We start from the raw sequence: 7,718 nt of genomic DNA on the forward strand, positions 1-7,718 counted from the left end.
TTTAATTTATGCTACCACCCCAACGAGATGCGGATGAAAGGACATGAACCTTCACTCCTTTCCGAACCAGAACCTAAATAAGGCGCGTCTGCCAATTCCCCCACATCCCCACCCACCCGCTCTATATCTTAATGAGCGGCCCAAGGAGACGTCAAGCCGGGATAAAAAAACGCCTCGGCGGGGGATGGGAACCGCCGAGGCGAGACGGAGAAGGCAGAGGGGGCGATCCTAGGGATCACCCCCATCGCTGCCTTTCACCAGTTGATGCGCGCGCCGAACTGCACGATCCGCGGATCGTAGGCGCCGTTGTGAGCGCTGATACGACCGAAGTTGACGCTGTTGATGTCGGTCGTCGGCGCGCCGAAGCTCACCGTGTTGAAGAGATTGAAGAACTCGGCTCGGAACTCGAAGGTCGTCGCCTCCGTGATCCGCACGCGCTTGAGCAGGTTGAAGTCGAAGCGCCAGTAGCCGGGCGTGCTCAAGATGCCCTGCCCGAGTGAGCCCAGTCGTCCAGGCTGCGGATTGGCGAAGATGCTCGGAACGGCGCGTCCATCGGGTCCGATCAACGAGGGATCGAAGTAGAAGACCCCGGAGCCCGTCTTGCGCACTCGGACGAGCTTCTTCAGGTCTTCCGCCGTCATCCCGATGAGGTCCACGGTGTTGCCGCCCGAGCGTCCCACGCGGTTGATCGTTCCGCGCCCGGAGAAGATCGAGAGCGGTTGTCCCGTATAGGCGATGAAGATCCCGCTCATCTGCCAGCCGCCGAAGAGCTTGTCCACCCATCCGCTCGTGTTCAGGAAGCGCTTGCCTGAACCGAAGGGCAGCTCGTAGATGAAGTAGGCATTGACCCGATGCCGTGTGTCGAAGCTCGCGCGCCCGTACTCATAGCGCGGATCGCGCAAGGTGATGAACGCCGCGAAATTCGTGCTCGATCCGCCGAAGTCCGTGAGCGCTTTGCCGAAGGTGTAGTTGGCGTTGAACTGCAGCCCGCCCGAGAAGCGCCGACGGACCTCGATCTGCAGCGAGTGATAGTTGGACGAGGAGCCATTGGTGACCAAGTCCGAGAAGAACGTCTCAGGATTGACGACGAAGAAATTGATCGGGAGGTTGCCGCGTGGACCGGTCAGAGCATTGAGGAAGTTCAGGAAGAGCTGGCTGGCCAGTTCCCCGGCCTCGTTTTGGTCCAGGCGCAGGATGAAGGTCGAGTTGCCGAAGCCCGACGCAAGCGGCTGGCCGGCGAACAGCGTCTCGAAGATCGGCAGAGGAACTTGCCCAGGCAGTCCCTGATTATCAAACCGCGCTCCACGTCCCTGGGCTCGACTGATCGCCAGATTCCGTTGGGCATTCAGGAACTCCTGCAGGAAGCCGTTCTCGAAGACATTCGTCTCGTTGAGGTCAATGCCGCGCCAGAGTTTCACGCCGCGATTGCCCACATAGCTGATCTCCAGAGCGAGATTGGGCATCAGCTCGCGCCCGTAGCTGAGCGACCATGTCTGCACGTATGGCGTGCGCAGGTTCTCCGCGAAGCCGAAGATCCCGCTCCCTCGATTCTCGCGGAAGTTCTCCAGTTGCGGGATGGGGACGCGGAAGGTCGGAATAGTCGGCCTGGGCCAGCCGTTGCGCAAGGAGGTGAAGTTCGCTCCACCCTGGATCCCTTGCGCCGCCGTCGTCAACGAGACCGTCTTGGTGAATCCCGAGTTGCTTCCCAGGGCATTTGTGATCACGCTCACGCTCTCGAGCGAGTAGGCGATCGAGTAGCCGCCTCGAATCACGCCCTTGCCCGGTCCGCCGAAGAAGATGCGCGTGAACCAATCCCGGCCCTGCGGCGACCAAGCCAGTCCAAAGCTCGGCGCGAAGTTGTTGAGGTCCTCATTGAAGAACTTCCGCCCGTTGGAGGAGCCCGCCAGATCGAGCATCACCGGGGATCCGGTCATCACGCCGGGACGGAAGAGGTTCCCCTTGCCCGAGACACCGAAGTACGCTGCCTCACCGCCGACGGGCTGCAACGCCAGCCGATTCAATTGATCCGGCACGGTCATGTATTCGTATCGAATGCCGTAGTTGAGCGTCACATGCGGTCGCACGCGCCAAGAGTCGGAGAAGTAGAAGCCCCAGTACCGCTGCCGAATCCGATTGCGGAAGAACTCCCCCTCGACGAAGCCCGACGTCGGATCCTTCACGTTGAAGGTCTGCGAGACGCCCGAGATCTGCCCGATGAGAATCGCATAGACGTTCTGCGCCAAAGTGCGCGTCGCTGTCGTGCTCGCCGGGAAGGCCGCCGCCGGCAGGGACGAAGGATTAGCCGCACTGAAGCCAATGACGAGCGTTGGGATCGTCCCGGTCGTGTTCGTCGTTTGATGCCCGACGATCGAGCGGAAGTCGCCGCCGAAGCGGAGCGTATGCCGACCGCGAATCCAAGCGAAGTTATCGAGCCATTGGAAGTTCGATGTGTTGCGGTCGCTCGTGATCCCGATCAGGTGCGGGTCGGTGATCGTGGGAAAATCTACCCAGTAGAACTTCCCGCCCAGCTCGAACGCATCGAATTCGCGACCGAAAATAACCGGAGCGCGCTGGAACCCGAAGCGGGCCTCGTTCACCTTGTTGGGCCCGAACGTCGAGCGAACGGCGAACGAACCGGTCGAGCGCCACGAATCTTGGAATCCGCCCTTCATGCCGGGGAACATCGGCTCGAACCCGTTGAGCGTGTCGTTATCCGTGTCGAAACGAGCCAGGTGATAGATCGCCTCAGCCGTGTGCGTGTTGTTGATGCGCCAATCTACGCGCCAACTCGGCCGGATGACGCGGCTGAATGTCGGGACGTTCCATCGGAATCCTCCCGTGACCAGCCCATCCCCGATCTGGAAGTTATTCGGCAGTGGATACCGCTCGTTAATGATCCGCATAATGAATGGGTCGGGGCCAATGCCGCCTGCTTGGAAGAGGTTCACCGTCCGAATCTGGCCGCTGGTGTCGCGATACTGGAAGATCCCTTGACGCGCCTCGGCCGTCAGCACCGTTCGATTTCGCGTGACTTCACTCGCTGAGGTGGTGATGTCGAGCGAGGTGAACATGAAGATCTTGTTCTTGACGATGGGGAAACTCGCGCGTCCGCCGAACTGGTTGCGAATGAGCTTCTCGCGCGGCGTCCCCGTCAGGTTATTGAAGAACGAGTTGGCGTTCAAGACCGTGTTCCGATGGAATTCGAAGAGGCTGCCGTGAAACTCGTTGCTGCCGCTGGGCGTCACCAAACGAATGAAGACGGCGCCGCTTCCGGTCGCCGAAGCATCCGTCGTGCTCGTCGTGATGCTGAACTGCTCGACGTTCTCCACCGTCGGAGCGGAGATGATGAAGAATCCATCGCCCGAGCGGAGGAAGTTATCCTGCACGTTGATCCCGTCCTGCGTGATGTTGATGACCGATTGGCGCAAGCCGTTGATGCGCGACGCTCGCTCCCCACCCGAAGTTGTGACCCCAGCCGCCAGCGTTGCCAAGGTTATGGGATTTCGGGCGACCAGTGGCATGTCCAAGATCGGGCGCCGACTGATGACGGTCGTCAGCTCTTGGCTGGTCTTGGTGATGACCTCTTCGCCCGTCGAGGTGACGGTGACTTCCTCCACGACGCCGCCAACTTCCAGCTTGACGTCCACCGAGGCGTAGACAGCCACGTCCACGCGGATGTTCTCGCGCACGAATCTCTTGAACCCAGCAGCTTCAACCGTCAGGGTGTAAGTGCCGACCGGAAGCGCGGGGAAGATGAACACGCCCTGGGCATCGGTTTGCGTCGTCCACTTGGCATTGGTGGCCGTGTTGACCACCTCCACCTTCGCCCCGGCCAGGTACGCGCCCTGTGGATCTTGCACGGTCCCATCCAATCGCCCCGTATTGGCCTGTCCCCACGCGGTGGGGAAAAGTCCCAGGATCAGAAGGAGGAGTGAGATCATCGAAAGCCGTCTCAACATATTCGGCCCTCCTCAGTTTGGTTTGTACATCGTCTCCCGGCTTTTTGAAAGCAAATATTGTGCCGAAGATCTGTTTAAGCATTTGATGTCGAAAAATTAGGCACTTATCGGGATGAAGTGAAGGTCGGATGTTCAAATTTTCGGAAAAAGCATCCAGAAATTTGGACGTTCCCGAAAATCCCCACGAGGAGGAGAGGTCAGGGGACTTTGATGAAGCGCAATTCGCACCAGTGAACGCGCTCGGCGAAAAGGTGAGGATCCTGAGTCTTGAACCATTCGTGGCGTTGCCGATGGCAACTCGTGAGGATGATCTGATGCTCCCGCGAGAGGTCGCTGAGCAACAGCCGCATGAGTTGGGCGAAGCGCTCATCGTCGGAGTTCGCGAACGGTTCATCGAAGATGAGGGGGAGCCGACGGTCGCGCGAGAGGTAGCGGCTGACGGCGATGCGGGCAATCAGGCCGAGCTGCTCGCGCGTACCGAGCGACAGTTGGGAGCGGAATTGGTTCGTTTGTAGGATGCTCTCGCGCTCTTTGAGGGCGACGCGCAGCTCGAGCGTGCGCGGATCGAAATAGAGGGCGGCATAGTCGGTGGGGAGCGTTTGGAGCAGTTCTTGCGAAATCTGCGTGAGGGCATCGGCCCATTGGCCGTGAATCTCGTGGGCGATTTGTTCGAAGACCTCGAGCGCGCGCTGAATGGCTTTCTGAAATCCCTCGATGCGCTTGAGATGTCGCGCGAGTTCCTCTTCGCGTTCGAGCAATTCCGGACGTCGCTTTTCAAGGTGCGCGAGAGTCGCGGCGATCTGCGTCCGGAGCTGGAGCAACTCGTCGCGAAGGGCTCTCTCTTGCGCGCTCCACTGATCGGCCTCAGCCGCATATTCTTCAGCGGGGCGATCGGGCGTGTGAGAAGCGAGCGTGGGATCTTCGGCCTCTCGTCGGCGAAGGCTGTGGGCCGTGCGCTCACGACGCTCATGGAGCGCGGCGAGTTCGGGAAGTTTCTTCAAATCCCGTTGGACGCGTTCCAACTCGCGCCTCACCTGCTGCAAGCGTTCATGTTGCGCGACCCCGTCGCGGAAGCGCTTGCTGGCGGCTTCCAGGTCTTCCACCGAGAGATTCGTCTCCGCGAGATCGAGCACGCGGGCTTCCCGAAACAGCGCGAGGATCTGTTCGCGGTATTTCTGCTCCTCCTGCTGCTTGCTATCTCGCCTAGCGCGCGCGTGCGCAAGGCGTTGCTCCAACAGCGCCCGTTCGCGTTTCAGGTCCAATAGGCGATCGAGGTCTCGACCTAACTGTTCGATCTCCGCGAGCGTAAGCTCGGCGCTTGAGCGTCCGGCTCGATTCAGGAGCGCGCGGAGAAGATCTTGCTTTTGCTGAAGCTCATGCTCGTATTCGCGAAGAGCAGCTTGCTCGAGAAACAGCGGATGTAGTGCCGCCGTCAAAGTCTCCAGTTGCGCGCACGCCTGCGCCAAAGCTTCCCCCGAGTCCAAGCTCGTTCGCGCGAGCAGCGGGCGCAGTTGTGCCTCAAGGTGCGCGCACTCGGCGCGCAGGGATTCGATCTCCTGCCGAAGACGATCAGCTTCTGCTTGGGCTCGCGTCCATTCGTATCGGCGATGGGTTCGAGCGATCCGACGAAAGAAGAGCCAAAGGCCGAACCACAGAACTATCAGGAGGCTGAGGATCACGCTCACGCGTCCCCACTCAAGAATGGTGGCCATGAAGTAGGGGAAGATTCCCAACTGTATGAGCAAGAGCCAACGTCCTGCCCATTGACGCCAGCGCTCGCGCTCTCGCTCGATCTCCTCGCAAACGGCTAGGTGCTTTCGCTTTTGATCTTCAGCGAATTCGATCCGGCGTTCGAGATCGCGCCGATGCGCATTGGCATCGAGGACGCGCCGACGTTCCTCCGGCTCAAGTGCGCCCACTCGTTCATGCCATCGCTCGAACTCTTCGAGGTGAAAACCACGCTCGGCGAGTTTCTGCTGCTCGATGTGCACCTTCTGCTGCTGCTGATGGATTCGCTCCTGGAGTTCTTTGTACTGCTCAGCGAGCGCGATCAGGCGCTCGCGATCTTCCGACGTGAAGGATGCCAGCGCGCCCAGAGCCTTCTCCTCCTGTTGGATCTCGACGTATCGGCGATGCCCATCATTCAGCTCCTTCTCGATCTCCGCGCGCTCGTGCGCGATCTGTCGGAGGGCCCCCATCCATCGTTCCAGGTTCGCGAGCTGCGCCGCTGGGAACGTCTCGTAAGGCGCGAGCGCCTCGCACGCTTGCTGCAGGCGATGTCGTTCCGCTTCGAGAGCTTCCCGCTGCTCCTGCAAGCGCTGCAACCGTTCGTATTCGGCGCGCTCGCGCAAGTAATGCGCGAGCTGCTGTCGCCGGCGGGCGTCTTCGATCTCCCGTTCGATCTCTTGGATTCGGAGAAGCTGCGGCTCGATCTGCTGACGCTTGCGCTCCAAATCTTTCAGCTCTTCGGTGATCTTATCGAGCTCGTCCTTCGTGCGTTTGAATTCGGTTTCGATATGCAGCGATCCCTTCCCCATACGGGACGCCGGGAATTGCTCGAGTGCTTTCTTCAAAGCATCCATGGCTTCGGCAGCCGTCCGATCTCCGGCCTCAGCGTCGGCGATTCGCTGCAGGTGCGCCGACAGATCGCTCAGATCGGGGGGAGCGTGAAGCACGGCTTGCCGCACCAAACACGTGTTCAGGAATTGATCGCGCGAGAGGCCGAGGAGAACTTCTCCAATCTCCTTTTGCTGCCGCACGAATTCCTCCGTGATCTCCCGTCCGCCTTCGTCGAGGTTGTAAACGCGCGCGATGCCGCGTGCGAAATCCCGGAAGATGCGCAGGCGCGTCCCGAGAGCGCGCACCTCCAGACTCACTTGGTAAGGCCCGCCGTCATCAGGGCGATAGGCCTCTTTCTCTGAGAGCGTCGCCGAGGTCGTGCGCTCGCGCGGAGGGAAGCCGTAGAGCGCCGCCACAATGGCGGCGATGATCGTACTTTTGCCGAATTCGTTCTCCTCGACGAGGAGGTTGACTTTCTCCGGATCGAAGACGATCTCGCGATTCCGCAGCTTTCCGAAGCCGATGCAGCGAAGGCGTTCGATCTTCATCGGCTCTCCCTCCTTCGGACGATCCTCGCCGGACGCGACGTTCGAAAGACGAGCTATCCGATCGGAAGGGGCGCGCGCCTCACTCCTCATAGATCGGCTCCACCGTGCCCTGCAGCAACGCATCCAGACCATAAGTGAGCGCGCGTTCCAAAAGAGCGCGCTCGCGCGGATCGGAGGCCGCAGCGATGCGCCGCTGCATCTCATGAATGAAACGGCCTTGCACCGTGCGAGGATCGGCCCGATCCAGCTCATAGGCCGGGCGCGTGAGATCGGCGATGGCCAGATGGAAGTGCTCCTGCTGGAATTCCTCGGCGGTCGCCGTGACGTGCAGGCCGCGCGATCGCCGTCCACGCAGCCGCAAGAAGACGATGTCCGTCGAGCGAGCGCCGCACTCGCGGAGCTTTTGACGGATGCGCTCGCGCACGGACGCCTCGTCCTCGGCTCCGGTCACGTCCACCTCTACGTCAAGGATCGTTCGTTCATCCACCGGAATCTTCTTCAACGCGACGATGCCGCGCTCGTCTATCTCTCCGAGGAGAGCGAAGTGGGGACCTGCTTCGGAGAGATAGCGACCGGCCAGACATCCGGCATAAGCAGCGCGCACGCGCCCGTCATCGTCTCTGATCTCCGCATAGTGGTGGTAATGACCGAG

The 7,718-nt window shown here is 60.7% G+C and carries 3 protein-coding genes and 1 tRNA gene; all 4 read right to left on the reverse strand.

The annotated features are described in order from the left end of the window. Positions 1-28 precede the first annotated feature (28 nt). A tRNA-OTHER gene (locus NZ746_13055) sits at positions 29-110 on the reverse strand. A 144-nt stretch (positions 111-254) separates the two neighbouring features. Then, positions 255-3,959, reverse strand: coding sequence for a TonB-dependent receptor (locus NZ746_13060; protein ID MCS6818283.1), 3,705 nt, complete (start codon positions 3,957-3,959; stop codon positions 255-257). A gap of 197 nt (positions 3,960-4,156) precedes the next feature. Continuing rightward, positions 4,157-7,066 carry an AAA family ATPase gene (locus tag NZ746_13065; protein MCS6818284.1) on the reverse strand — a complete coding sequence of 970 codons (2,910 nt, stop codon included), beginning with the start codon at positions 7,064-7,066 and terminating at the stop codon, positions 4,157-4,159. A gap of 79 nt (positions 7,067-7,145) precedes the next feature. Beyond that, positions 7,146-7,718: hypothetical protein (locus NZ746_13070; protein MCS6818285.1), on the reverse strand; the 573-nt coding region annotated here is incomplete at its 5' end.

Source organism: Blastocatellia bacterium (genome assembly GCA_025055075.1).
Taxonomy (GTDB): domain Bacteria; phylum Acidobacteriota; class Blastocatellia; order HR10; family HR10; genus HR10.

Bases quoted from the DNA above. Each gene is read 5' to 3' on its own strand.
- NZ746_13060 (MCS6818283.1), bottom strand. From the start codon at position 3,959: ATGTTGAGACGGCTTTCGATGATCTCACTCCTCCTTCTGATCCTGGGA.
- NZ746_13065 (MCS6818284.1), bottom strand. From the start codon at position 7,066: ATGAAGATCGAACGCCTTCGCTGCATCGGCTTCGGAAAGCTGCGGAAT.